The organism is Plantibacter sp. Leaf314, from assembly GCF_001423185.1.
In the GTDB taxonomy this organism is placed as follows: domain Bacteria; phylum Actinomycetota; class Actinomycetes; order Actinomycetales; family Microbacteriaceae; genus Plantibacter.
In genome coordinates this window covers 95,922-120,329 of record NZ_LMOB01000001.1, presented here as the reverse complement: position 1 = coordinate 120,329, position 24,408 = coordinate 95,922, and the positions used below count along the sequence as shown (strand labels likewise).

Below are 24,408 nucleotides of genomic sequence, written 5' to 3'. Positions count from 1 at the left end.
CTGGCATCGCCCCGCATATGGGCGAGCCGTCCCGCACCGTGAACAGTCCGGTCATCGCGTGGTGGGCGACGGCAACCCGTCCTGCAACGGTACGGGCGGGGTGGTCGCTTCCTGGCCCGACGCGCCGTCGGCCGCGGGCACGTTCTGGCCGCTCACGGGCGGGATCGTCGCCGTCTGCGCGTTCGGCACGAGGGCGGCGTTGAAGATCGGGCTCTTGGCGGCCGACGCGGGCGTCGGGGTGCCGAGCACGGCTCCGTCCGAGAGTCGGAGGTAGGTCGGGAGGGAGTTGCCGACCATGCCGAGCGCCTGCGCGTTGACCGCGAGGTACTGGGGCGACGCGAGGCGGTCGAGGTCTTCGGCCAGTGCGGCCGAGGTACGGCCGAGTTCGACCTGCTGCCCCTCGAGCTGCTGGATCTGGTAGGCACCCTGGCTCAGTCCGACACTCAGGAGGAGCTGACCGGCGACGATCGCCACGACGGCGCCGACGACGACGACCGCGTACATCGGCCGAGGGCGCAACGTCGGGCGCGCGCTCGGTACGACGGCACGGAGAGGCCGACGTTCCGGCGCGACGCGGGTCGGCTGCGGCCGGGCTCGTCCGAGCCGTTCCGGTGCGAGATCGAGTGCTGCGGTCGCTCCGCTCATGCTGGCCTCCTCAGCCGTTCGGCCGCGCGGAGTCGCACGGGTTTCGCTCTGGGGTTCTCATCGATCTCGGCGTCGGTGGCGAGTTCCGCACCCTTGACGAGGAGCTTCAGCTCAGCGCTGTGTTCGGGGAGTTCGACCGGCAGTCCGGCCGGCGTGGTCGACTTCGCACGCGCCTGGAGCTCGCGTTTGACGATCCGGTCCTCCAACGACTGGTAGGACAGGAAGACGATCCGACCGCCGACCCGCAACAGGTCGAGCGCCCGCGGCACCGCTGACTCGAGGACTGACAGCTCCGCGTTGACCTCGATCCGCAGTGCCTGGAAGACGCGCTTGGCCGGGTGTCCGGTGCGGCGCGCGGCGGCAGGCGTGGCTCGGTCGATGAGCTCGACGAGTTGGCCGGAGCTCGTCAGTGGACTGCGCTGACGTTCCTCGACGATGCGTCGTGCGTATCGCTGAGCGAGCTTCTCGTCGCCGTACTCCCAGAAGATCTTCCGGAGCGCGACCTCGTCGTACGTCGCGAGGATCGTCTCGGCGGTCAACTCGCTCGACGCGTCCATCCGCATGTCGAGTGGAGCGTCCTGCGAATACGAGAACCCGCGTTCGGTCCGGTCGAGCTGCAGGGAGGAGACGCCGAGGTCGAAGAGGATGCCGTCGACCTCGGGGAAGCCGAGCTCCTCGCTCGCCTCGTCGATGTCGTCGTAGACGGCCTTGACGAACCTGGCGCGGGTGCCGAACCTGGCGAGCCGCTCCTGGGCGATGTCGAGTGCGTCGAGGTCGCGGTCGAGGCCGATGAGTGTCAACTGCGGGAACCGCTCGAGCATGGCCTCGGCGTGACCGGCCATGCCGAGCGTGGCGTCGATGAGGACCGCGCCCTCATGGGACACGGCGGGAGCGAGCAGCTCGATGCAGCGCTCGAGGAGGACTGGGGTGTGGATGTCGTTGATGGCCATATGCGTCGTCCGGACGGTCCCTGTCCCCTGATCCCCATCCGTTCCGACCTGGCACCGGGGAAGTGTGTCAGGGCGGGATCCGACCTGGCACCGGGGAAGTGTGTCAGGGCGTGACGGCTGGGAGTCAGGGGGCAGGGCACTAGAAGAGTCCGGGGATCACCTCCTCGGCGGTCTCGGAGAAGACGCTCTCCTGTTCGGCGAGGTAGGACTCCCATGCCTCGGCATCCCAGATCTCCGCGCGGCTTCCGGCTCCGATGACGACGAGGTCGCGACTGAGCCCGGCGTACTGACGGAGGTTCGAGGGGATGGTCACGCGGTGCTGCTTGTCGGGCGTCTCGGCGCTGGCTCCGGAGAGGAACACGCGGAGGTAGTCACGCGCCTGCTTGCTGGTGACCGGGGCCTGCCGGATCTTCTCGTGGAGGGCTTCGAACTCCCGAGTGCTGAAGACGTAGATGCAGTGCTCCTGGCCCCTGGTCATGACGACCCCGCCGGAGAGTTCCTCGCGGAACTTCGCCGGCAGGATGATGCGGCCTTTTTCGTCGAGTTTGGGGGCGTGACTACCGAGGAACATACGCCCCCGCCCCCAATCGTTTCGGCCAACATCTTGGTTGGGCTCCACTTTACTCCACTTTGCACCACCAACGCAGCATATCGGGGTGTTTTGCCTCGCTTAGCACGCAAAAAACCCCGTGAAGACTGGGCTTCACGGGGTGGAGGGAAATGGAGGGTTCAGGGTGAGTCGGGAGCACTGCTGCGCCGCGTTAACGACGAAACGGGGCCGATCCGAAGATCGACCCCGTTCTGGGTCGTGGTGCGGCGGAGCCGCGAGGGAGGGAAGTGGAGTCGCGTGGACGCGAGCGGAGGACCGCCGTCCGGCGGACCGCCGGGGTCTTGCTACCGCTCGTCGCCGGACTGCCGCTTGTCCCAGCGGTCGTTGAAGCGGTCCATGAGCCGTGACGACTTCTGGCCGCCGGCGGGCGCGGTCTGGCGAGGGCTCGGCTGTTCGAGCGGTGCGCGGGTCGGCTTCGTCGCCACCAGCACGCCGGTCAGCATGATCGCGAATCCGAGCAGGCCGACGAGAGGCTGCTGGATCACGACTCCGAGCACGAGGCCGATCGCCCCGACCACCGCGATGAGGGAGCCGAGCGCGATTCCGCGGTAACTCGGCTTGCCTGCGCCAGCGCTGACCTTGGAGACGAATTCGGCATCGCTGCGGTAGAGGTGGCGTTCCATCTCATCGAGGAGCCGTTGCTCCTGCTCAGAAAGTGGCATCTGATTCCCCTCAAGGTCACACGACGCGACGTTGTTGATCGAGTCTAGTCACCGAAGCATGACTAGGCTAGGTGCGTGATCGAAAGCAATGAACTCGCCACCCTGGTGGGCCGCGGGCTCTCCGACTTTCTCTCCTCGCGAAGCTCCATTGTCGCGCAGATCGGCCCGGAGCTCTCCCCGTTCCTCGACTTCTCCCGGGAATTTCTCAGCGGTGGGAAGCGGTTCCGAGCACAGTTCTGCTTCCGCGGCTGGCAGGCCGTCTCGACCGGCCGGCACGCAGGCGGTCAGGGCGGTATCGACACCGTCGTCGCGGCCTGCGGAGCCCTCGAACTCTTCCATGCGGCGGCGCTCGTCCACGACGACATCATCGACAACTCCGACACCCGCCGCGGCGGCCCGTCCGCGCACGTCTCCTTCGCCGAACTGCACCGTCGCAGCCGGTGGGACGGCGACCCCGCCACCTTCGGCACCGGCGCGGCCACGCTCCTCGGCGATCTGCTGCTGGGGTGGAGCGACGAACTGCTCGACGACGGCCTCGACCTCCTCGACGACCGACGCGCCGCGCGCTCCGCGCGTGCCGAGTTCAACCGCATGCGGACCGAGGTCACGGCGGGACAGTACCTCGACATCCTCGAGGAGCGCGCGTGGCGCGACGCCGCAGACGACGAGCAGCGCCGTCGGGCCGAACGGGTCCTGATCTACAAGTCCGCCAAGTACAGCATCGAGTCGCCGCTCGCCCTCGGCGCCCTCCTCGGCGGCGGGAGCGAACAGCAACTCGCGTCCTTGCGCGCCTACGGCCTCCCGCTCGGCATCGCCTTCCAGCTCCGCGACGACCTGCTCGGCGTCTACGGCGACCCGGCCGTGACCGGTAAACCGAGCGGCGACGATCTCCGCGAGGGGAAGCGGACCATCCTCATCGCCCTCACGCGGGAGGCGCTGCAGCCGGGAGCCCGGACCATCCTCGACGAGATGCTCGGCGACCCGGAGCTGGACGACGACCAGATCGGTCTGCTCCAGGCGACGATCCGCGACAGCGGCGCCGTCGATCAGGTGGAGAAGCTCATCCAGGACCACGTCGCGCGTGCACTCTCAGCGCTGGGCGAAGCCCCCATCAACGACGACGCTCGAGCCCACCTGCGCGGCCTCGCCGTCTCGGTCGCCCGCCGCGAGACCTGAGCCGCGCCGGACCGTCGGCGGTCATGCCGGCGATCCTCAGGGGGCGTCAGGCGAGCGCCTGGGCGACGCGACGGACCTCGGAACGGCGGCCAGCGCGCAGTGCCTCGATCGGCGATGTCCCGATGGCGTCGTCGTCCTCGAGCATCCAGACCATCGCAGCCTCGTCGTCGAACCCGTTGTCGGACAACAGGGTCAGGGTGCCGCGGAGGTTGTGGACCGGTCCGCCGTCCGAGATGAACGACGACGGCACCTGCAGGACGCCGTCGCGACGCACGGCCAGGAGGTCGCGTTCCTCGAGGTACTGACGGATGCGTCGGATCGGCAACCCGAGTTCGGTCGCCAGGTCGGGAAGGGTGAACCACACGAGTTCGGTATTCTGCTCAGTCACGCAGAGCAGTCTGCCACGAGCACGGCCCGCTCGGCACCGTTCGCATCGACGTCCGGCCGGGTGCTCCGGCCGCGCCGTGGATCGCGTTCGGGTAACGATCACCCCGCCTCCGCTCCATCCCGGGGTGTTGACAGCTCTTCGTGGTCGTCGTTCCATACACTCGACTGGTGAGTAGCAATCAGCAGACCGATCCGATGATCGGGCGTCTCCTCGACGGGAGATATCAGGTGCGCTCACGAATCGCCCGGGGCGGCATGGCCACGGTCTATCTGGCCACCGACCTGCGCCTGGAACGACGTGTCGCGATCAAGGTCATGCACGGCCACCTGTCCGACGACACGACGTTCAAGAACCGCTTCATCCAGGAGGCACGCTCGGCGGCCCGCCTGGCGAACCCCCACGTCGTGAGCGTGTTCGACCAGGGCCAGGACTCCGACATGGCCTATCTCGTCATGGAGCACCTGCCGGGCATCACCCTCCGCGACCTCATCCGCGACAACGGCACTCTCACCCCGCGTCAGGCGGCCGACATCCTCGACGCCGTGCTGTCGGGTCTCGCGGCAGCGCACCGCGCCGGCATCGTGCACCGTGACGTCAAGCCGGAGAACGTCCTCCTGGCCGACGACGGACGCATCAAGATCGGCGACTTCGGGCTCGCGAGGGCTGCGAGTGCGAACACGGCGACCGGCCAGGCGCTCCTCGGGACGATCGCCTACCTCTCCCCCGAACTCGTCACCCGCGGACAGGCCGACGCCCGGAGCGACATCTACGCCCTCGGCATCATGCTCTACGAGATGCTCACCGGTGAGCAGCCCTACAAGGGCGAGCAGCCGATGCAGATCGCGTACCAGCACGCGAACGAGTCGGTGCCCGCTCCGAGTGCGAAGAATCCCGTGGTCCCGAAGGAGCTCGACGACCTCGTCTTCTGGGCGACCGAACGCGAACCGGACGATCGCCCGTCGAACGCCGGCGAGATGCTCGAGCGGCTGCGGTCCATCGAGTCGAACCTCGGGTTCACCTCCGTCGCCACGGGCGCACAGCCGACCATCGTCATGCCCGCGTCGTACTCGAGCGAGCACGCCGACGACGTCACCCAGGTGATCGGGCGCGGGACGAAGCCACAGCAGGTCCCCGTGCGTGCGGCCGCGACGGACGGACCCGGCAAGCTCGCCGTGAAGGCTCGCAAGCGCAGCCGGGTGGGTGTCGCCCTGTTCACGATCGTGCTCATGCTCGCGGCACTCGCGGGCGGCACCGGTTGGTACTTCGGGCAGGGCCCAGGTTCGCTCGTGGAGGTCCCCGGGGTCACGGAGCTCAACTACGACCAAGCGGCGTCGAAGCTCACGGAGCTCGGATTCGTCCCGGCCCAGGGCGCGACCTACAGTCTCACCGTCCCCGCCGGAACCGTCGCCGGCAGCGACCCGCCGGCCGGTTCGAAGATCGACAAGGGTGCGACCGTGACCGTGCTGGTCTCGCAGGGCCCGCAGCCCGTCGACATCCCGGTGCTCGCCGGCTTGACCCAGTCCGACGCCGAGCAGCAGCTTCAAGCGCTGGGCGTCTCGGTCTCAGGTGTCAACCAGCAGTTCGACCCGAGTATCGCGAAGGACATCGTCCTGGCCGCGTCCGACACGACCTCAGGGGCCGACTACGGCCAGGGTGGGCCGTCGTTCCAAGGGTCCTCGGTCACGCTGCTCGTCTCCGCCGGCCAGGTGCCGTCGGTCTCCGGCATGACGCCCGACCAGGCGCGCGACGCCCTCGAGGCGGTCGGGCTCGGGGTCGGCACCTCCGAGGAGGCGTTCGACGACACCATCCCGTCCGGACAGGTCATCGGCATCCAGGCGAAGACCGACGCTGACGGCAATGAGACGGCGTTCATCCCAGGCGACGACGTCACCCTCATCGTCTCGAAGGGTGTCGAGCTCGTCGCGATCCCTGACACCACCGGTCAGACGATCAACCAGGCCATCAAGACCCTGCAGGACGCGGGGTTCGCCGTCGGCGACATCGCGGTGAACGAGTCGTTCAGGGACCTCTTCAAGGTGAAGAAGACGGACCCGCCCGCAGGCAAGTCGGTGAAGAAGGGCTCGACCGTGAACATCACGGACTTCGGTCTCTAGTCGTCTCCATGAGCTGTGCTGCGACGGCCCCAACGGCGCGTCACACGACGAAGCGCCCATGCCCGGTCTCCCCGGCATGGGCGCTTCGTCGATCGTGACTACTTCGCGGCGGCGAGCTCCTCGGCCACGAGGAAGGCGAGCTCGAGCGACTGCATGTGGTTCAGGCGTGGGTCGCAGAGGGACTCGTAGCGGGTCGCGAGGGTCGCCTCGTCGATCTGCTCCGAGCCACCCAGGCACTCCGTCACGTCATCGCCGGTGAGCTCGACGTGGATGCCACCGGGGTGGGTCCCCGCGGCGCGGTGTGCCTCGAAGAAGCCCTTGACCTCGTCGACCACGTCGTCGAAACGACGGGTCTTGTAGCCGGTCGGCGTCGTGAGTCCGTTGCCGTGCATCGGGTCGGTCACCCACAACGGCGTCGCGTCGGCACCCTTGATCGCCTCGAGCAACGGCGGGAGGGCGTCGCGGATCTTGCCCGCGCCCATGCGCGTGATGAACGTGAGGCGTCCCGGCTCGCGCTCGGGGTCGAGCTTGTCGATGAGTCGGAGCATGTCGTCGGCCGAGGTGGTCGGGCCGAGCTTCACGCCGATCGGGTTGCGGACGCGGGAGAGGAAGTCGACGTGCGCCCCGTCGAGCTCGCGCGTGCGCTCGCCGATCCACACGAAGTGCGCCGAGGTGTTGTACGGCGTCCCCGTCCGGGAGTCGATGCGCGTCATCGGACGCTCGTAGTCCATGAGCAGCGCCTCGTGGCTGGAGTAGAACTCGACGCCGCGCAGCTGATCGAAGTCGGCACCCGCCGCCTCCATGAACTTGATCGCGCGATCGATGTCGCGGGCGAGTCCCTCGTAGCGGTGGTTCACCGGGTTGGCTGCGAAGCCCTTGTTCCAGCTGTGCACCTCGCGGAGATCGGCGAACCCGCCCTGCGTGAACGCACGGATGAGGTTCAGCGTGGAGGCCGAGGTGTGGTACCCCTTCACGAGGCGTGCAGGGTCTGCGGTCCGCGACTCCGGCGTGAAGTCGTAGCCGTTGACGATGTCGCCGCGGTAGGCGGGCAGGGTGACGTCGCCCCGCGTCTCGGAGTCGTTCGAACGCGGCTTGGCGAACTGACCGGCCATCCGGCCCATCTTGACGACGGGCATGGACGCACCGTACGTCAGGACGACGGCCATCTGGAGGACCGTCTTCACCCGGTTGCGGATCTGCTCGGCCGTTGCGCCCGCGAAGGTCTCGGCGCAGTCGCCGCCCTGCAGCAGGAACGCGTTCCCACTCGCCGCGCGGGCCAGCCGGTCGCGCAGGATGTCGACCTCGCCGGCGAAGACGAGCGGCGGGAGCGTGGCGAGTTCGGCCGATGCACGGGCCACTGCCGCCTGGTCCGGCCACGACGGCTGCTGCTTGATCGGCAGCTCACGCCAATAGTCCAGTCCGGCGATCACCGAGGGTTCGGCCATGACGACTGGTTCTGTAGCGTGGGACACGGATTTCCTGTCTCTCTTCGACCGGACGCGCTCCGGAGCTCGCCCGGACGGGGGAACGGGCCGCGATCGCGGCCCGGTTTTTCAGCTTAGCGTCACGCCGACGCGGCGCGCTCCTTGACGCTCGTCGCGTAGACGTCGCGATAGTCCTGACCGGAGAGCTTGCGGAGCTCGACCATCAGTTCGTCCGTCACGCTCCGCAGGATGAAGCGGTCACCCTCCATCCCCGCGAACCGCGAGAAGTCGAGCGGTTTCCCGATGACGATGCCGATCCGGCGGATGCGCGGCAGCTTCGTCCCGATCGGCATGACCTTCTCCGTGTCGATCATCGCGATGGGGACGATCGGCACGCCGGCCTCGAGCACCATGCGGGCGACCCCGGTGCGTCCGCGGTACATGGTGCCGTCGGGGCTGCGGGTGCCCTCCGGATAGATCCCGAGGAGGTTGCCGCCACCGAGGACGGCCAAGCCGGTGTTGAGCGACGCCTCGGAGGCCTTGCCGCCCGAGCGGTCGATCGGAAGCTGCCCGGTACCCAGCATGAAGGTCTTCGTCGCCCAGCCACCGAACCCCTTCCCGCGGAAGTACTCGCTCTTGGCCAGGAAGGAGATGCGTCGGTCGACGCACAGCGGCAGGATGACCGAGTCGATGAAGGACAGGTGGTTGCTGGCGATGATCGCGCCACCATGCTCCGGGATGTTCTCGGCACCGATCACCCAGGGACGGAAGATCGTCTTCAGGATCGGGCCGGCGACCAGGTACTTCATGAACCAGTAGAACATCGTGCTCCTCTGTCTCCCCGCAGCCGTCAGCCGACGACGAGGGCGCTCCTGGCGAGATCCCCGGCGCCGATGACACCGGCGTCGTTCACGAGCTCGGCGATGCTGAAGCTCGGCTCCGGGTGGAATCCGCGCGCCGGCAGGTGGGCCAGGAACGCTTCACGCACGGGATCGAGCAGGAGGTCTCCGGCCTGAGCGACGCCGCCACCGATGACGAACACGTTCGGGTCGAGGATGGCAGACATGCTCGCGAGGGCCTGGCCCAGCAGGCCGGCGAGTTCGCGGAGGCACCGGAGGGCCCCGGGGTCGCCGGCCTCCAGCAGCGCGGAGACGTGGTGGCCGTTCAAGATGCCTCCTGCGGCGGCGCGTGCTCGCGCGAGGGCGGCCCCGTCGCCGCCCGCGTCCGCGGCCCCGTTGGCGAGCCGCAACAGCGCGTTCCCCGAGCAGTACTGCTCGACGCAGCCGCGAGCACCGCAGCCGCAGGGCAGCCCGTCGGGGATGAGCCGCATGTGACCGAGTTCAGCGCCGCTGCCGAAGCCGCCCGTGAGCAACCGGTCGTCGAGGACGATCGCCCCACCGACGCCCGTGCCGATCGTGACCATGACCATGCTGCGCTCGTCGCGACCGGCGCCGAAGCGGAACTCGGCCCAGCCCGCGGCGTTCGCGTCGTTCTCGATCGTGACGATCTTGTCCGGCAGGCGGGCCGCGAGTCGCGCCTGCAGCGGCTCGTTCCGCCAGGCGATGTTCGGTGAGTAGTAGACGGTCGAGCGGGTGGCGTCGAAGAAGCCGGGGGCTGCGACGCCCACGCTCCTGATGCTGCCGTCGTCCAGCGAACGGACCATGGCGACGACGTCCTCGATGATGGCGACGGGATCGGCGGCCTGCGTCGGCGTGCGCCCGGCCGCGAGGATCCGGCCCTCGTCGTCGACGACACCGCCCGCGATCTTCGTCCCGCCGATGTCGATGCCGATCGCGTTGGCCATAACGATGCCGTCTCCCTGTCCTGTGTCGCCGACGTCGCTGCCATACGCAGCCCGTCGGCTCGAGCGTCGGTCCTCCGCACGCCGCAGTCGAGTCTACTGAGCCGCTGCGCGCCACAGAAACCGCGTGAATACCGGTGCCCTAGGATGGAGCCACATCTTGCCGACCTGGTACCGAAGGAGTTGCCGTGGAACAGTTCGACGTCCCTGCAGTCGTCGCAGCAGACCCATCCGCCAATGCGACCGATCTGCTCGTGAAGCGGTTGGCTGCTGCACCGAACGCCGCACTGTTCGCCGTGCCTCGTGGTTCGGAGTGGGTGGATGTGACCACCGCCGAGTTCCACGCACAGGTCGTCGCGCTCGCGAAGGGCTTCGTCGCTGCCGGCATCGAGCCCGGGAGCAAGATCGGGCTCATGTGCAAGACCCGGTACGAGTGGACGCTCATCGACTTCGCCGCCTGGTTCGCCGGCGCACTCCTCGTCCCCATCTATGAGACGAGTTCGCCGAGCCAGGTGCAGTGGATCCTGAGCGACTCCGGTGCGACGAGTGTCCTGGTCGAGACCCCCGACCAGTTCGCGCGGTTCGACGAGGTCCACGGTGACCTCCCCGAGGTGACGCGCGTGTGGCAGATCGACCTCGGCGACCTCGACAAGCTCTCCGCCGCCGGTGTCGACGTCCCCGACGCCGAGATCGAACGCCGTCGCAACCTCGCGGTGGGCTCGGACATGGCGACACTCATCTACACCTCGGGATCGACCGGTCGGCCGAAGGGGTGCGTGCTCACCCACTCGAACTTCGTCGAACTGTCGCGGAACTCCGCGGTCGCGCTCAAGGACGTGGTGTCCGCTCCCGGCGCCTCGACCCTCCTGTTCATCACCACCGCCCACATCTTCGCGCGGTTCATCGCCGTGCTGTGCGTGCACTCCGGGGTGAAGACGGGGCACCAGCCCGACACCAAGCAGCTCCTCCCCTCCCTCGGCACCTTCAAGCCCACGTTCCTGCTCGCCGTACCCCGCGTGTTCGAGAAGGTCTACAACTCCTCGGAGCAGAAGGCCGAAGCCGGCGGGAAGGGCAAGATCTTCCGCGCGGCCGCCGAGACGGGCATCGCCTACTCGAAGGCGCTCGAGTCAGGGACGGTCCCGCTCGGGTTGAAACTCAAGTTCCGCGTCCTCGACCGGCTGGTGCTGTCGAAGATCCGCACGGCGATGGGTGGCCGCGTCCGCTACGCGGTCTCCGGGAGCGCTCCCCTCGGCCCACGACTCGGTCACTTCTTCCACGCGCTCGGCATCGTGATCCTCGAGGGCTACGGGCTGACCGAGACCACGGCACCGGCCACCGTCAACCTCGCGCAGAAGTCGAAGATCGGCACCGTCGGCCCCGCACTGCCCGGAGTCTCCCTGCGCATCGCCGACGACGGCGAGGTCGAGGTCCGCGGCATCAACGTCTTCAAGGAGTACTGGAAGAACCCCGAGGCGACGGCCGAGGCCTTCGACGACGGTTGGTTCCGCACCGGCGACATCGGATCGTTCGACACCGACGGCTTCCTCACCATCACGGGCCGCAAGAAGGAGATCATCGTCACCGCGGGCGGGAAGAACGTGGCCCCGGCCGCGCTCGAGGACCCGATCCGCGCGACGCCGGTCGTCGGCCAGGTGGTGGTCGTCGGCGACCAGAAGCCGTTCATCAGCGCGCTCATCACCCTCGACACCGAGATGCTGCCCTCTTGGCTCGCCAACAACGGGCAGGACGCGTCGATGAGCGCTCAGGACGCGGCACGGAACCCCGCCGTCCTCGCCGCCGTCCAGCGCGCCATCGACGAGGCGAACACGAAGGTGTCCCGCGCGGAGTCGATCCGCAAGTTCGTCATCCTCGACGACGAGCTCACGGAGGCGAGCGGTCACCTCACGCCGAAGCTCAGCATCAAGCGCAACGTGATCCTCAAGGACTTCGCGGAGACGATCGAGGGCATGTACCTCGGAGCGGGCTCCCCCGAGACCCAGGGGATGTCCTTGAAGTGACCCGTCTGCGGGCTCGGCGACCGGACCTCCGTTCGCCGGGCCTGCAGTACTGCGCGTCGTGCGTCTCGCAGGGCGCCTAGAACCAGTCGCTCTCGCGGACCTGCCGCATCGCCTCGCGCCGGTGTTCCTTCGACAGGCGGTCGAGGTAGAGCATCCCGTCGAGGTGATCGGTCTCGTGCTGCAACGCCTGAGCGAGCAAGCCCTCGCCCTCCACGACCAGCTCCTCACCGTCCAGGTCCACACCGACCGCACGCGCGTACGGATGGCGCGGTGTCGGGAACCAGAGTCCTGGAACCGAGAGGCATCCCTCGCCGATCTCCTCGGGTTCACCGCGGACCTCGACGAGCCTCGGGTTGATGAGATATCCGATCACGCCGTCGACGTTGTAGCTGAACACCCGCAGACCGACGCCGATCTGGGTCGCGGCGACGCCGGCCCGACCCGGGAGCTCGACGCTGTCGACGAGGTCGCGCACCAGACTCCGGATGTCGTCGTCGATCGCGCCGACCTCGGTCGTCTGGGCCTTCAGGACCGGGTCACCGAAGAGTCTGATGGGGCGTGTCGTCACGGGTGGGGTCCTTCCGGGCCGATGGCGGTGGTGGTGGCAGCGGAGACCGGCCGCATCGCCTCCGGAGAGGGACACGACCGGTCTCGGAGGTGATCAGGCGTTCGGCTTCACGACGACGAGCAGATCGCCCGCCTCCACCTGCTGGGTGGCCGGGATCGCGAGCCGCTCGACGACACCCGCGACGGCGGTCGTGATGGCCGCCTCCATCTTCATGGCCTCGATCGAGGCGACCGGCTGGCCCGCCTCGACGCGGTCGCCGATGGCGACCTTCACCGTGACGACGCCGGAGAACGGCGCGGCGATCTGGCCCGACACGGAGGTGTCGGCCTTCTCGGCCGTCCGGACGTCGACCTCGACACTGCGGTCGCGGACGAACACCGGACGGAGCTGGCCGTTGAGCGTCGCCATGACCGTGCGCATGCCCTTCTCGTCCGCTGCACCGATCGCCTCGAGGCCGACGAACAGCCGGACGCCCTTGTCGATCTCGACGACGTGCTCCGTGCCCGGCTCGAGGCCGTAGAGGTAGTCGGCCGTGTCCACGACGGAGAGGTCGCCGTACAGGTCCCGCTGCTGCTCGAACTGCTTCGTCGGCGCGGGGAACAGCAAGCGGTTGAGGGTCGAGCGACGCTCGGCCGACGCTCCGTCGAGAGCGACCTGGTCCTCCACGGAGATCGGGGTGACCCCGATGTCGACCGAGCGGCCGGCCAGCACCTTCGACCGGAACGGCTCCGGCCACCCGCCGGGCAGTTCGCCGAGCTCGCCCGCCATGAAGCCGACGACCGAGTCCGGGACGTCGTACTTGTCGGGGTTGGCCTCGAAGTCGGCCGGATCCGCCTTGACGGCGGCGAGGTGGAGGGCGAGATCGCCGACGACCTTGCTGGAGGGCGTGACCTTCGGCACGCGGCCCAGGATCTTGTTGGACGCCGCGTACATGTCCTCGATGAGCTCGAAGTGGTCGGCGAGTCCGAGGGCGATCGCCTGCTGGCGGAGGTTCGACAGCTGGCCGCCGGGGATCTCGTGGGTGTACACGCGGCCGGTCGGGCCGGCGAGTCCGGACTCGAACGGACGGTACATCGCCCGGACGGCCTCCCAGTACGGCTCGAGATCGGCGATCGCCTGCAGCGAGATGCCGGTGTCGCGCTCCGTGTGCGCCAGCGCAGCGACGAGCGACGACGCCGACGGCTGGCTGGTAGTGCCGGCCATCGGGGCGCTCGCGACGTCGACGGCGTCCGCACCGGCGTTGCTCGCGGCGAGGAGCGTCGCGAGCTGTCCGCCCGGCGTGTCGTGCGTGTGCACGTGGACCGGCAGGTCGAACCGCTCGCGGAACGCCGCGACGAGCTTCGCCGCCGCCGACGGGCGGAGCAGGCCGGCCATGTCCTTGATGGCGAGCACGTGCGCGCCGGACTCGACGATCTTCTCGGCGAGCCGCAGGTAGTAGTCGAGGGTGTAGAGGTCCTCGGCGGGGTTCAGCAGGTCTCCGGTGTAGCAGACCGCGACCTCCGCGATCGTCGTCCCGGTCTCGAGGACGGCGTCGATGGCCGGCCGCATCTGCGACACGTCGTTCAGCGCGTCGAAGATCCGGAAGATGTCGATCCCGGTGTCGGCGGCCTCGCGCACGAAGGCGTTGGTCACCTCGGTGGGGTACGGCGTGTACCCGACGGTGTTCCGGCCGCGGAGCAGCATCTGGATCGCGATGTTCGGCATGGCCTGCCGCAGGGACGCCAGTCGTTCCCAGGGCTCCTCACCGAGGAAACGGAGGGCGACGTCGTAGGTGGCACCGCCCCAGGCCTCGACGGACAGCAGCTCAGGGGTGAGCCGGGAGACGAACGGTGCCACGGCGAGGAGGTCCTTGGTCCGAACCCGGGTGGCCAGGAGCGACTGGTGTGCGTCTCGGAACGTGGTCTCGGTGACCGCCAGCGCGGTCTGCGCACGGAGCGCCTCGGCGAAGCCCTTCGGGCCGAGCTCGAGCAGCCGCTGCCGCGAACCGGCCGGAGCGTTGGCGGTGATGTCGATGGACGGGAGCTTGTCGACCGGGTCCGGTCCGGGCGGGCGGGAGCCGTTCGGCTGGTTCACCGTGACGTCCGCGAGCCAGTTGACGACCTTCGTCCCGCGGTCCTTCGAGACGTGTCCGCGCAGCAGCTGCGGGCGCTCGTCGATGAAGGAGGTGCTGAGGTCTCCGGCGACGAAGGAGTCGTCCTCGAGCACCGCCTGGAGGAAGGGGATGTTCGTGGAGACGCCGCGGATGCGGAACTCCGCGAGGGCGCGCTTCGCCCGCGTGACCGCGGCTTCGAAGGTGCGGCCTCGGCAGGTGAGCTTCGCGAGCATCGAGTCGAAGTGCGGGCTGATCTGGGCGCCGGACGCGACCGTGCCGCCGTCGAGCCGGATGCCACCGCCGCCCGGGGACCGGTACGTCGTGATCTTGCCCGTGTCGGGCCGGAAGCCCGCCGTGGGGTCCTCGGTCGTGATGCGGCACTGCAGCGCGAAGCCCCGCAGGTGGAGCGAATCCTGGGTGAGCCCGAGGTCCGTCAGCGACTCGCCCGCGGCGATCCGCATCTGCGACTGCACGAGGTCGACGTCGGTGACCTCCTCGGTGACCGTGTGCTCGACCTGGATGCGCGGGTTCATCTCGATGAAGACGTGCTGGCCCTTGCGCTCACCGGCGGTGTCGAGCAGGAACTCGACGGTTCCGGCGTTGACGTACCCGATCGACTTCGCGAACGCGATGGCGTCGCGGTACATCGCCTGGCGGGTGTCCTCGTCGAGGTTCGGGGCCGGAGCGATCTCGACGACCTTCTGGTGCCGTCGCTGCACCGAGCAGTCGCGCTCGAACAGGTGGATGGTCTCACCGTCGGCGCTGGCCAGGATCTGGACCTCGATGTGGCGGGGCCGGACGACGGCCTGCTCGAGGAACATCGTCGGGTCGCCGAAGGCGCTGTCCGCCTCACGCATGGCCGCCTCGAGCGCGCCGCGGAGGTCGGCCTCGCTGTCGACGCGGCGCATACCGCGCCCGCCGCCACCAGCGACGGCCTTCGCGAAGATCGGGAACCCGATCTCGGCGGCCCCCGCCAGCAGTTCCTCGATGTCGCGGCTCGCCGGGGTCGACTTCAGCACGGGGACGCCGGCGGCGATCGCGTGCTCCTTCGCGGTGACCTTGTTCCCGGCCATCTCGAGCACCGACGACGGCGGGCCGATGAAGGTGATGCCGGCGGCACGGGCGGCCTCGGCGAGCTCGGGGTTCTCCGAGAGGAAGCCGTACCCGGGGTAGATCGCGTCGGCGCCCGACTCCTTCGCGACCCGGATGATCTCCGAGACGTCGAGGTAGGCCCGCACGGGATGACCCTCGGAACCGATCTGGTAGGCCTCATCGGCCTTCAGCCGATGCATCGAATTACGGTCCTCGTATGGGAACACCGCAACCGTCTTCGCCCCCAGCTCATACGCGGCACGGAACGCCCGAATGGCGATCTCTCCGCGATTGGCGACAAGAATCTTCCTGAACATGGAACCCTTTCCACAACAGCCAACTCAGCAAACGTTGAGATTCCCTAGCCTAGTCACGGTAACGTTGAGCCTTGTGCATGTACTCAGCGTTAGCTCCCTGAAGGGGGGCGTCGGCAAGACCACCGTCACCCTTGGCCTGGCTTCCGCCGCGTTCTCGAAGGACATCCGCACGTTGGTCGTGGATCTCGACCCGCAATCCGACGTCTCGACCGGCATGGCCGTCGACGTCGCCGGTCACCTCACGGTGACGGATGTGCTGACCTCGCCGAAGAAGAAGATCGTCGAGCAGGCGATCGTGGCGAGCGGCTGGACGAAGATCCACCCGGGCAAGATGGACGTCATGATCGGCAGTCCGTCCGCGATCAACTTCGACGGCCCGCACCCGAGCATCCGCGACATCTGGCGACTCGAAGAGGCACTCGCACACGTCGAGGAGGAGTACGACCTCGTCCTCATCGACAGCGCCCCGTCGCTCAACGCCCTCACCCGCACGGCCTGGGCTGCCAGCGACCGCGTGGCCGTCGTCACCGAGCCCGGCCTCTTCTCCGTCTCCGCCGCCGACCGCGCGCTCCGCGCCGTCGAGGAGATCCGTCGCGGGCTGAGCCCCCGGCTCCAGCCGCTCGGCATCATCGTCAACCGGGTGCGTCCGCAGTCCATGGAGCACCAGTTCCGCATCAAGGAACTCCGCGACATGTTCGGCCCCCTCATCCTCAACCCGCAGCTCCTCGAGCGCACCTCGCTGCAGCAGGCACAGGGCGCGGCGAAGCCCGTCCACGTCTGGCCGGGCGACACCGCTCAGGAGATGGCGAAGAACTTCGACTCGCTCCTCGACCGCGTGCTGCGCACCGGCCGGGTCGGCGAGTACGCCGACGGCGCTCCCCCGGAGCCTGCGGCCGTCACCAGCACGTCCACCGTCGAGACGCCCGTCACCGAAGGCTGACACCGGCGTCGCCGTCGTCGCGCACGACGACTGGCACCAGTGGATGGTCGTTCGGCGGCTCGAGCGTCGAGCCCGCCGACAGACTCAGGGACCGATGGCAGGCCCTACGACGGGCCTAGAGACCGGTGTGCTGGGCACAGCGCCGCGACGGCGCCAGGGGCGGGACCGCGCGAGAGCGGTGGTTACGCGGTGCGGGCGGAACGACGTGCGGCGAGTTCATCCATCGGGTCGGCCGACTGCGCGTCGAACTCGATGAGGGTCGACTCCACCTCGCGGAGGACCTTGCCGACGGCGATGCCGAAGACGCCCTGACCGCGGCTGACGAGGTCAATGACCTCATCGTTGGACGTGCACAGGTAGACGCTGGCCCCGTCGCTCATGAGCGTGGTCTGGGCGAGATCGACGATGCCGGCCTCGCGGAGCTGGTCGACCGCGGTGCGGATCTGCTGCAGGGAGATCCCCGTGTCCAGAAGACGCTTGACGAGCTTCAAGACGAGGATGTCGCGGAACCCATAGAGACGCTGCGTCCCGGACCCGGATGCTCCGCGCACCGTGGGCTCGACGAGACCGGTACGAGCCCAGTAGTCGAGCTGGCGGTAGCTGATGCCGGCGGCGCGGGCAGCGATGGCTCCGCGGTAGCCCTGGCCCTCTTCGAGTTCCGGGAGTCCATCGGTGAACAGCAGCCCGAGGTCACCGTATCGTGACGCACCGTCGCGACTGAGTTCACTCATGTCTGCTTCTCCTCGATGTTCGCTTCACGGTCTGCGTGGTCCTGACGGGGGCGTCGGAACGGCTCGGCCGCTTCCACCACGGTATCGATCAGCCACTGCCAACGTTGCGACATCCGGTCGAAACGGACGGCGTGTCGTGACGAGTGACCGAACTGTGACCTGGCCGTGATGGATGAGGGCAGTCTACGCCCTGGACGGCCCGTCAGGAGGATTGGTGTCGTTCGAGCGCGGTGCGGACGAGGTTCGACCGTACCCCCTCGAGCTGCGCCGCGATCTCCACGGCGCGGTCTGCGGTACGGGCTCGCCCGGCGGCGTCGTTCCGCTTGGACACCGCGCTCAGCGCGCTCTCGATCAGTCCGACCTCGCGTTCGACCGAGGCACGGAACCCGCGCAGATGGCGAGGTTCGATGCCGGATCGCTGCAACTCGACCAGGATGCGCAGCAGCGACGCCACGTCCTCGCCGTAGTTCTCCGCCGGGAGGATCAACGAGGCGCTCACCGCGTCGTTGAACAGCATCGGCGTGGCTCCGGCCTCACGGATGAGTTCGTTCCGGGAGAACCTGCGGGCGCTCGGGTGGATCGACGGTGCGCCGACCGACTGCCCCGAGCCCGGGAACATCGGAGACCGGCCGGCGTCGACCTCGACGAGGTACGTGCGGATGACCTTCAACGGGAAGTAGTGGTCGCGTTGCATCGACAGGATGAGCCGGAGCCGGTCCAGATCATCACTCGAGAACTTCCGGTAGCCGGACTTCGTCCGGGCCGGCGAGACGAGGCCCTGCTCCTCGAGGAAGCGAAGCTTCGAATTGCTCAGCTCCGGGAACTCCGGAGTGAGCCGCGCGAGGACCTGCCCGATGCTGAGCAGCGGAGCAGCATCGCTTCGCGCGTTCGCGCTGGCTGCCGCCACTAGCTTCCCAGCTGGGAGGCGAGGTCGATCCGCGACGCGTAGAAGGTGAGGCGGAACTTGCCGATCTGGACCTCCGCGGCGTCGCGCAGGATGGCCTTGTCGATGCGCACACCGTCGAAGTAGGTGCCGTTCAGCGAGTTGAGGTCGCGGATCTCGAAGGCCGTGCCGTGACGGTGGAACTCCGTGTGGCGACGCGAGACGGTGACGTCGTCGAGGAAGATGTCGGCTTCGGGGTGACGGCCGACCGTGGTGACGTCGTCGTCGAGGAGGAAGCGTGCTCCGGCGTTCGGCCCGCGACGGACGATCAGCAGTGCAGACCCCGAAGGGAGTGCCGCGATCGCCTCATGCTCCTCAGCGGTGACGTCGGAGTCGATGGCCGCGAGGGCAGCTCCGAGGTCTTCACCGAAGGTGAGTGTCGTGTCGACTTCCCGTTCGCCCGAGCCGCTCGTCGGTGCTCCGTCAGTGACGGATCCCGGCGTGTACGCCCCGGTCGCGGGATACTTCTCATCGTGCTCAGCCACCGTCGACCTCCTCTCCGTCAAGCGTATCCGATGTGGCGTGCCTGTCGAGCCGCCCGGACGAGGGTGACGCGACGGATCCGGCGCCGTGCGGACGCCCCGAACGGTCGGCACGCGCGATGCGGACGGTCTGCAACAGATACAGGATGCCCGCCCACCAGTAGAGCGCCGCTCCGGCGATCGAACACACCCAGCCGAGTGGCGTCGCGATCGCCGCCACGGCGGGGAACGCCGCGCCGAGCATGAGGACCGGGAGCCCGATGAAGAGGAGCGCCGTACCCCACTTGCCGACCCGGGTCACGGGCAGCACCCCCGTGCCGGTCCGGTGGAGGACGACCGCCAACCCGATGAGGAGGACGTCCCTCGCCACGACGACGATGAGGAGCCACCACGGGATGAGGTCACGCGCAGCGAGCCCGATGAGCGCCGCGATGATGTAGAGCCGGTCGGCCGCGGGATCGAGCTGACGTCCGAGTCGCGTCATCTGGTCGAACCGCCGAGCGATCCATCCGTCGAGGAGGTCGGTGACGCCCGAGAACGCGAGGGTCACGAGCGCCCAGAGGTCCTCCCCCTGCACGAGGAGGATCAGGAAGACCGGGACGAGCAGGATCCGGAGGACGCTGAGCGCGTTCGGGATCGTGACCAGGCGGTCTTCGCCGGTCCGTCGAACCCCTCGTCCCACCCCGTCCGTCACGGGTCGAGTCTACCGAGCGGCTGCTCTAGCATCAGAGGATGGAGAGCCCCTCGAGCGTGCGCGTCGATGCGTGGGTGTGGGCCGTCCGCTTGACGAAGACCCGCTCCGCCGGCGCCTCCGCCTGTCGCGCCGGCCATGTGCGGGTCAACGGCGACCGCGCGAAGCCCGCTCAGCCCGTCCGCATCGGCGACGAGGTGCGCCTCCGGGTGGCCGGCTTCGATCGTGTCGTCGAGGTGCGCCGCCTCATCGCGAAACGGGTCGGCGCCGAGGTGGCGGCCGAGTGCCTGATCGACCGCTCTCCCCCGCTTCCGACCCCCGCCGAGCGCCAGGTCGTCGCCGTCCGTGACCGCGGTGCCGGCCGCCCGACCAAGCGCGAACGTCGCGACATCGAACGACTGCGAGGCCGTTGAAGCACGGAGCGTGCCGTCGGGCAGCGCTCAGCCGCCGCGTCGGAACCGTCCAGACGGCACTCACGCACCGCCAAGGTGGTTCGTGCATGCTTGACGGATGTTCCGTCGCCATCCCGTCCTCAGCACCCTGACCGTGGTGTACCTGGGACTCGTCGCGATGATCACGCTCGGCCCCCGACCGTTCGACGGACAGACCGAGTCGCTCGTGTACCGGATCGTCGACGTCCTCGCCCGGTGGGAGACGACCGCCTGGATCACCTATGAGCGACTGGAGTTCGGAGCGAACGTCGCCATGTTCGTGCCGATCGGCGTCTTCTTCCTCCTCCTGCTCGGTCGACGCCGGTGGTGGCTCGCCGTGCTGATCGCCGCGACCCTCACCGTCGCCATCGAGACGGCGCAGCTCACCATCCCCGGACGGGTGAGCGATCCCCGCGACCTCCTGGCCAACGCCTCCGGTGCCGTCGCCGGTGTGGTGGTCGGTCTGGTCCTGACCGCCGGGAGCGGACGCCGAGCGCGCGCCTCGGCCCGGCGGCGTCCAGCCCTGCAGCACTGAGGTGCGGACGTGCCCGTCGACGCGCTCCAGGCTGAGAGTGGTTCCAAGGCCGTTTCAGTAGAGTGCGAGCGGGCCGTCGGCCCGTCGGATACAGAGCTGGAGTACAAGCCATGGGTGGACCATCGTCGTCGGAGAACCTCGAAGAGCTGAAGCGGCTCAAGGACGAGTTCACGCGGTTCATGATGCTGTACAAGTTCGGCATCGACGAGATCACGACGAAGCTGAACATCCTCAAGGAGGAGTTCACGCAGATCCACGACTACAACCCGATCGAGCACATCAGCTCGCGGCTGAAGTCGCCCGAGAGCATCATCGGCAAGATCGAGCGGAAGCAGTACGGCCAGGACATCGACGACATCCGCGAGCACATCACGGACATCGCCGGCATCCGGGTGACCTGCAGCTTCATCTCCGACACCTACAAGGTGTTCGAGCTGCTCACCAGTCAGCAGGACATCACCGTCGTGAAGGTCAAGGACTACATCGCGAACCCGAAGCCGAACGGGTACCAGAGCCTCCACGTCATCGTCGAGGTGCCCGTGTTCATGTCGGACGGCGTCGTCCAGGTCCCGGTCGAGATCCAGTTCCGGACGATCGCGATGGACTTCTGGGCCAGTCTCGAGCACAAGATCTACTACAAGTACGACAAGGCCGTCCCCGACACCCTGCTCGCCGAGCTCAAGCACGCCGCGGAGGCCGCCTCACGGCTGGACGCGAAGATGGAGCACCTCCACGGCGAGGTCCTCGCCCTCGACCGCGCGACCACGCCGCAGACCACCCGCGACGGGCACCCGAGGCCGCCGTCACTCGCCGACCGCGTCATGACCGAACTCATCGACGGGCTGGAGACCCGCTAGAGCGCCTTCCGCATCTGCACGGCCATCGTCTCGTACCCGAGGGACTCGTAGAGCCCCCGCGCGACGCGGTTGAACCCGAACACGTTCAGCCCGAGCGTCTTCGCCCCCTGCTCCTTGGCCGCCGTCTCGGCGAGCTGCATGGCCTCCCGACCGAGCCCCTGTCCGCGGAAGGGCTCGTCGATCTCCACGTCCCACACCCACCACTCGTCCGGATGGCTCGTGTTGCGGGGTCCGATCCAGAGGACGCCGACCGCCGTCTCGTCGAGGACGACCTCGAAGACGAGATGGCCGACCTGGAGGCGACCGGCGGGGAACGTCTCCGCGAGCGACTGGGCGGCCTTCGCCGTGGCCTCAGCCTCCGTCTCCCCCGCCTCGATGCGCTCGAGGCGGTACTGCGCGTTCGCCGCGAGCATCCACCCCCGCAGTCGATCGGCTGGCATGCGGACGAGCGTGGCGTTCATGAGGACATCCTCCCAGACCGCCGCGACCTCCTCGGTCCGTCACGGGAATACTTCACACCCGAACCGTGCTGGACTCCGAAGGACACACGATTGGGACCCGCCCGTCGTCATCCGGAGAATCGAGACATGCCGATCGACACCGCACCGCACCACGACGCGACCGCAGAGCACGACGCCTGGCGGCAGGACCGTCGCGCAGCTGTAACGGCGCCGCTCGGCAACCTCGCCCTCGTGGAGACCCGCTGGCTCCCCGACGAGACCCCGGCCACCCTCGACGAGGCTGCGGCGGCCATCGCGGCCGAACAGGCGGACGGGGTCACCGTGACGACCCTCCGCCGCACCCACCTCGAAACGGGCGCGGACGAGGTCGGCATCCGCAGGTGGGACGCCGCAGCCCCGGCCGTCAAGGCCTTCATCGACGTCCCGGTCTTCCCGTACGACCCCTCCTGGGTGCAGACGGCCCACTTCACGCCGGTCGACGGTTCACGGACCGTGCCCTTCGAGCACATCCGCGACAACGGCGGCTCGCGCGAGCTCGTCGTCCCGGGCGACATCACGTTCACGAGGGACGGGACGACGTACACGATGAGCGCCTTCGACGACGGCGGCACTCTCCTCCTCGTGTTCGGCGATGCGACGAACGGCGTCGACGGCGAGACCGGCACCTACGGTGCAGGCCGGTTCCTGTTCGTCGAGCGGACCGACGACGGCGGGTTCGGCACCGAGGGCGAGGTCGTCCTCGACTTCAACCGAGCGTTCGTGCCGCCGTGCGGCTTCTCGGTGCAGTACAACTGTCCGATGCCGCCCGCGCAGAACCGGTTCGCCATTGAGGTCCGCGCCGGAGAACGCCTCGTGCGGTTCCGCGACGGCTTCGACCTCTACGCCGTCTGACCGACGGCACGACGCCCCACCCCATCAGCTGCGCCTCCCGCATCACCACCCCCACACCACAGGAGTATCCGTGAAGAGAACCATCGGGCTCGTCGCCCTGTCCGTCGCCACCGCCGTCGCGCTCGCGGGCTGCGCCGGCGGGAGCAGCAGTTCCGCGACGGGTGACGACGCGACCATCGCCGTCGGCTCCCTCTACGAGCCGCAGAACCTCAGTAACACCGGCGGCGGCGGTCAGGGCGTCACCGAAGCGCTCACCGGCAACGTGTACGAGGGGCTCTACCGCCTGACCGACGACGGCGACGTCGAACCCGTGCTCGCCGCCGACAGCACCGTGAGCGACGACGGCCTCACCTACACCTTCACGCTCCAGGACGGCGTCATCTTCCACTCCGGTGACCCACTCACCTCGGCCGACGTGAAGTCGAGCATCGAAGCCGTGACGGCCGAGGACTCGCAGTCGGCACGGAAGAGCAGCTTCGCCGTGGTCTCCGACATCGCGACCCCCGACGACCGCACCGTCGTCGTCACGCTCTCCGAGCGCTCCATCTCCTTCCTGTACAACCTGAGCTACGTCTGGATCGTGAACGACGCCGCGAAGGACCTGAAGACCTCCGAGGACGGCACCGGCCCGTACACGCTCGGCGAGTGGAAGCGCGGCAGCACCCTGAGCCTCGAGCGCTGGGACGACTACTGGGGGGACCCCGCCAAGAACGCTGAAGTGGTCTTCACCTACTTCACCGACGCGACCGCGCTGAGCAACGCCCTCGTCACGAAGCAGATCGACATCATCACGAGCGTGCAGAGCCCCGACCAGCTGACGCAGTTCACCGACAACGCGGACTACACGGTCTCCGACGGCGACTCCACCACCAAGGAGCTCCTGGCCTTCAACGACCGCGTCGCACCGTTCGACCAGGCCCTCGTCCGGAAGGCCGTCTACTCCGCTATCGACACGAAGAAGCTCCTGTCGTCGATCTGGGGTGACTACGGCACGCTCATCGGGTCCATGGTCCCGCCGACGGACCCGTGGTACGAGGACCTCACCCAGGTGAACCCCTACGACCCCGAGCTGGCCAAGCAGCAGCTCGCCGAGGCGGGCCTGGCCGACGGCTTCACGTTCACGCTCGACACGCCGAGCTACGACCCGCACCCGGCCGTCGCCGAGTTCCTGCAGAGCGAACTCGCCAAGGTGGGCATCACCGTGGAGATCAACACGATCAGCGCGGACGAGTGGTACTCGAAGGTGTTCAAGGAGCGCGACTTCCAGGCCACGCTCCAGGAGCACGTCAACGACCGCGACGTGGTCTGGTACGGCAACCCCGACTTTTACTGGGGCTACGACAACCCCCAGGTGACGCAGTGGGTCTCCGAGGCGGAGCAGGCGACCACGACGGACGAGCAGACGGCGAAGCTGAAGCTCGTCAACGAGCAGATCGCCGAGGACGCCGCGAGCGTCTGGCTGTACCTCTACCCCCAGATCGTCGTCGCCGCGAGTGACGTGTCGGGATACGGCGTGAACGGCCTGAACTCGCAGTTCTTCGTCGCGGACATCGTCCGGAAGTAGTCGTCGCCGAGGCCGACCGGGACCG

The 24,408-nt window shown here is 68.4% G+C and carries 24 protein-coding genes; 9 read left to right on the top strand and 15 right to left on the bottom strand.

Annotation, left to right across the window (positions count from 1 at the left end):
• Positions 1–51: 51 nt before the first annotated feature.
• The 4 genes from ASF68_RS00590 to ASF68_RS00575 form a co-directional block, all read right to left on the bottom strand.
• On the bottom strand, positions 52–645 hold the full coding sequence (locus ASF68_RS00590) for a hypothetical protein (protein WP_056005419.1): 594 nt from the start codon (positions 643–645) through the stop codon (positions 52–54).
• The gene (gene rsmH, locus ASF68_RS00585) at positions 642–1,595 is read right to left on the bottom strand and encodes a 16S rRNA (cytosine(1402)-N(4))-methyltransferase RsmH (protein ID WP_056005416.1); all 954 of its coding nucleotides are present in this window, start codon (positions 1,593–1,595) and stop codon (positions 642–644) included. Before rsmH ends, ASF68_RS00590 begins: the two co-directional genes overlap by 4 nt.
• Before the next feature lie 139 nt (positions 1,596–1,734).
• Positions 1,735–2,166 (bottom strand): division/cell wall cluster transcriptional repressor MraZ, encoded by a 432-nt coding sequence (mraZ, locus tag ASF68_RS00580; protein WP_056005413.1) that lies wholly within the window; start codon positions 2,164–2,166, stop codon positions 1,735–1,737.
• Between the two features lie 323 nt (positions 2,167–2,489).
• Positions 2,490–2,867, bottom strand: coding sequence for a DUF3040 domain-containing protein (locus ASF68_RS00575; protein WP_056005410.1), 378 nt, complete (start codon positions 2,865–2,867; stop codon positions 2,490–2,492).
• A gap of 75 nt (positions 2,868–2,942) precedes the next feature.
• Here ASF68_RS00575 and ASF68_RS00570 point away from each other — a divergent pair, with 75 nt between their 5' ends.
• Complete coding sequence (locus tag ASF68_RS00570; protein ID WP_056005408.1) at positions 2,943–4,043, top strand: polyprenyl synthetase family protein; 1,101 nt, start codon at positions 2,943–2,945, stop codon at positions 4,041–4,043.
• 46 nt (positions 4,044–4,089) lie between these two features.
• On the opposite strand, the gene ASF68_RS00565 is transcribed toward ASF68_RS00570, so the two are convergent.
• Positions 4,090–4,431, bottom strand: a complete 342-nt coding sequence (locus ASF68_RS00565) for an Rv2175c family DNA-binding protein (protein ID WP_056005405.1) — start codon at positions 4,429–4,431, stop codon at positions 4,090–4,092.
• A 167-nt stretch (positions 4,432–4,598) separates the two neighbouring features.
• Between ASF68_RS00565 and pknB the strand changes: the two genes are divergently transcribed.
• Positions 4,599–6,545, top strand: a complete 1,947-nt coding sequence (gene pknB, locus ASF68_RS00560) for a Stk1 family PASTA domain-containing Ser/Thr kinase (protein WP_056005402.1) — start codon at positions 4,599–4,601, stop codon at positions 6,543–6,545.
• Between the two features lie 98 nt (positions 6,546–6,643).
• Here pknB and ASF68_RS00555 read toward each other — a convergent pair whose 3' ends face one another.
• The 3 genes from ASF68_RS00555 to ASF68_RS00545 all read right to left on the bottom strand — a co-directional run bounded on the left by ASF68_RS00555 (position 6,644) and on the right by ASF68_RS00545 (position 9,773).
• Positions 6,644–7,990, bottom strand: a complete 1,347-nt coding sequence (locus ASF68_RS00555) for a class II 3-deoxy-7-phosphoheptulonate synthase (protein ID WP_056005400.1) — start codon at positions 7,988–7,990, stop codon at positions 6,644–6,646.
• Positions 7,991–8,109: 119 nt separating this feature from the next.
• On the bottom strand, positions 8,110–8,793 hold the full coding sequence (locus ASF68_RS00550) for a 1-acyl-sn-glycerol-3-phosphate acyltransferase (RefSeq protein ID WP_056005397.1): 684 nt from the start codon (positions 8,791–8,793) through the stop codon (positions 8,110–8,112).
• A gap of 26 nt (positions 8,794–8,819) precedes the next feature.
• Positions 8,820–9,773 carry an ROK family protein gene (locus tag ASF68_RS00545; protein WP_056005394.1) on the bottom strand — a complete coding sequence of 318 codons (954 nt, stop codon included), beginning with the start codon at positions 9,771–9,773 and terminating at the stop codon, positions 8,820–8,822.
• Positions 9,774–9,958: 185 nt separating this feature from the next.
• Here ASF68_RS00545 and ASF68_RS00540 point away from each other — a divergent pair, with 185 nt between their 5' ends.
• Positions 9,959–11,788 (top strand): long-chain fatty acid--CoA ligase, encoded by a 1,830-nt coding sequence (locus tag ASF68_RS00540; protein ID WP_056005391.1) that lies wholly within the window; start codon positions 9,959–9,961, stop codon positions 11,786–11,788.
• A 76-nt stretch (positions 11,789–11,864) separates the two neighbouring features.
• Here the strand turns inward: ASF68_RS00540 and ASF68_RS00535 are convergent, their stop codons facing one another.
• Positions 11,865–12,356 (bottom strand): peptide deformylase, encoded by a 492-nt coding sequence (locus ASF68_RS00535; RefSeq protein ID WP_056005388.1) that lies wholly within the window; start codon positions 12,354–12,356, stop codon positions 11,865–11,867.
• A 93-nt stretch (positions 12,357–12,449) separates the two neighbouring features.
• On the bottom strand, positions 12,450–15,857 hold the full coding sequence (locus ASF68_RS00530) for a pyruvate carboxylase (protein WP_056005385.1): 3,408 nt from the start codon (positions 15,855–15,857) through the stop codon (positions 12,450–12,452).
• 73 nt (positions 15,858–15,930) lie between these two features.
• On the opposite strand from ASF68_RS00530, the gene ASF68_RS00525 reads away from it, so the two are divergent.
• The gene (locus ASF68_RS00525; protein ID WP_082455728.1) at positions 15,931–16,797 is read left to right on the top strand and encodes a ParA family protein; all 867 of its coding nucleotides are present in this window, start codon (positions 15,931–15,933) and stop codon (positions 16,795–16,797) included.
• Between the two features lie 182 nt (positions 16,798–16,979).
• Here the strand turns inward: ASF68_RS00525 and ASF68_RS00520 are convergent, their stop codons facing one another.
• The 4 genes from ASF68_RS00520 to ASF68_RS00505 all read right to left on the bottom strand — a co-directional run bounded on the left by ASF68_RS00520 (position 16,980) and on the right by ASF68_RS00505 (position 19,647).
• Positions 16,980–17,528 (bottom strand): MerR family transcriptional regulator, encoded by a 549-nt coding sequence (locus ASF68_RS00520; RefSeq protein WP_056005382.1) that lies wholly within the window; start codon positions 17,526–17,528, stop codon positions 16,980–16,982.
• A gap of 202 nt (positions 17,529–17,730) precedes the next feature.
• Positions 17,731–18,435 (bottom strand): MerR family transcriptional regulator, encoded by a 705-nt coding sequence (locus tag ASF68_RS00515; RefSeq protein WP_056005379.1) that lies wholly within the window; start codon positions 18,433–18,435, stop codon positions 17,731–17,733.
• Positions 18,435–18,956 carry an FHA domain-containing protein gene (locus tag ASF68_RS00510; protein WP_082455726.1) on the bottom strand — a complete coding sequence of 174 codons (522 nt, stop codon included), beginning with the start codon at positions 18,954–18,956 and terminating at the stop codon, positions 18,435–18,437. Before ASF68_RS00510 ends, ASF68_RS00515 begins: the two co-directional genes overlap by 1 nt.
• Positions 18,949–19,647, bottom strand: a complete 699-nt coding sequence (locus tag ASF68_RS00505; protein WP_235526728.1) for a CDP-alcohol phosphatidyltransferase family protein — start codon at positions 19,645–19,647, stop codon at positions 18,949–18,951. The genes ASF68_RS00510 and ASF68_RS00505 overlap by 8 nt, the downstream gene beginning before the upstream one ends.
• 38 nt (positions 19,648–19,685) lie before the next feature.
• Between ASF68_RS00505 and ASF68_RS00500 the strand changes: the two genes are divergently transcribed.
• From ASF68_RS00500 to ASF68_RS00490, 3 genes are all read left to right on the top strand, one after another.
• The gene (locus ASF68_RS00500; RefSeq protein WP_056005376.1) at positions 19,686–20,057 is read left to right on the top strand and encodes an RNA-binding S4 domain-containing protein; all 372 of its coding nucleotides are present in this window, start codon (positions 19,686–19,688) and stop codon (positions 20,055–20,057) included.
• Positions 20,058–20,154: 97 nt separating this feature from the next.
• Positions 20,155–20,610 (top strand): VanZ family protein, encoded by a 456-nt coding sequence (locus ASF68_RS00495; RefSeq protein WP_056005373.1) that lies wholly within the window; start codon positions 20,155–20,157, stop codon positions 20,608–20,610.
• Between the two features lie 110 nt (positions 20,611–20,720).
• Entirely contained in the window at positions 20,721–21,467 is a 747-nt protein-coding gene (locus ASF68_RS00490; protein WP_082498419.1) for a GTP pyrophosphokinase family protein, read from the top strand.
• Here the strand turns inward: ASF68_RS00490 and ASF68_RS00485 are convergent.
• Entirely contained in the window at positions 21,464–21,928 is a 465-nt protein-coding gene (locus ASF68_RS00485; RefSeq protein WP_056005370.1) for an N-acetyltransferase, read from the bottom strand. The genes ASF68_RS00490 and ASF68_RS00485 overlap by 4 nt on opposite strands.
• A 126-nt stretch (positions 21,929–22,054) precedes the next feature.
• Between ASF68_RS00485 and ASF68_RS00480 the strand changes: the two genes are divergently transcribed.
• A complete protein-coding gene (locus tag ASF68_RS00480) occupies positions 22,055–22,819 on the top strand; it encodes a DUF1684 domain-containing protein (RefSeq protein ID WP_056005367.1) in 765 nt (254 codons plus the stop codon).
• A 70-nt stretch (positions 22,820–22,889) separates the two neighbouring features.
• On the top strand, positions 22,890–24,383 hold the full coding sequence (locus ASF68_RS00475) for an ABC transporter substrate-binding protein (RefSeq protein WP_056005364.1): 1,494 nt from the start codon (positions 22,890–22,892) through the stop codon (positions 24,381–24,383).
• Positions 24,384–24,408: the final 25 nt, after the last annotated feature.